Consider the following 1,182-nt stretch of genomic DNA (forward strand, 5'->3'; position numbering starts at 1 on the left):
GTGATAGCGGCGGGCGGCATCCGCGATGCCCACCTCCGCCAGCAGCGATAGTACCTGCGTGCGTAGGGCCTTACGCCCCACACGCCGGTGAGCGAGGATCGCCTCCTCGATTTGCCGCCCGACGCTTTTCAGCGGGTGCAGATTGCTTAGAGGATCCTGCGACACGTAGCCTATCTGCGCGCCGCGCAGTTGGCGCTTTTGATTCGCCGTAAAGGCGTGCAGCGGCTGGTCGTTAAAGACAATCTCTCCCTGCACGCGCATCTGGGTCGGTAACAGGCCAAGCACCGCCAGCAGGCTCAGGCTTTTCCCGGACCCTGACTCGCCCACTACCGCCAGCGTTTCTCCCGGCTCGACGTGAAAACTGACGCCTTTGACCAGCGTACTACGCGGGTCAAGGCCAATCGTTAAGTCGCGTACATTGAGTAACGGCATGACGCCCCCTTAAGGCTTCAGCGCAATATTGGTGATATCGGCCTGGGTCGCCAGCGAAGACCACGTCCAGTTTGTGACGCGCTCAGACGTCACCGCAATGCGGCGTTTCTCAAACAGCGGGATCCACGGCAGGTCAGCGGAGACCAGGCGGTCAGCTTCCTGCCAGACAGGACCAGGGTTGTCCGAGCTGTAGGCCTGCTTCGCTAACTGGTTCAGCTTGTCGTTGCTGTAGCAGATGGCGTAGACGTTGCCGCGCCCGCATGGCGAAGCATCTGAATTCAGCCAGCCTCCGAGCAGCATGCGCGTCGCCGGACCTTGCCAGTCAGGGGAGGTCTGACCGAGTGCAAGATCCCAGCGGTTTTCCGGACTTTGTAAATACGGCATAAACTGCGGCGGCGGCACCGGGATCAGGTTCAGGCGAATCCCCGAACGGGCCAGGTCTTCTTTGAGGATCACCGCCAGGGTGCTGAACTGGTTATTGGCGCGATAGACCAGATCCAACGTCAGCCCATCCGCCAGTCCGGCCTCTTTCAGCAGCGCTTTGGCTTTTTCCGGGTCGCCTTTACTGTCCGTGGTGGCGTACGGATCGAACGGCTCATGGCCGAGCAGGGTGCTGGTGATAATCTGCCCCAGCGGCAGCGCGGCGATTTTTCCACCCTGCGCCTGCACCAGGTGCGACTTGTTCACCGCGTAGGCCAACGCCTGGCGCACGCGCGGGTCGCGCAGGGCCGTTGCGCCGGCGCTTTTCGC

General features: G+C 62.1%; 2 protein-coding genes. Both read right to left on the reverse strand.

Annotation, left to right across the window (positions count from 1 at the left end):
* Window positions 1-432, reverse strand: a 432-nt coding sequence (locus PFH44_RS27815) for an ATP-binding cassette domain-containing protein (RefSeq protein WP_283826870.1), incomplete at its 3' end; no start/stop codon positions are given.
* A gap of 9 nt (window positions 433-441) precedes the next feature.
* Window positions 442-1,182, reverse strand: a 741-nt coding sequence (locus tag PFH44_RS27820) for an ABC transporter substrate-binding protein (RefSeq protein ID WP_283826871.1), incomplete at its 5' end; no start/stop codon positions are given.

It is taken from the genome of Klebsiella sp. Ech2A, from assembly GCF_030078455.1.
Classification (GTDB): Bacteria; Pseudomonadota; Gammaproteobacteria; order Enterobacterales; family Enterobacteriaceae; genus Klebsiella; species Klebsiella terrigena.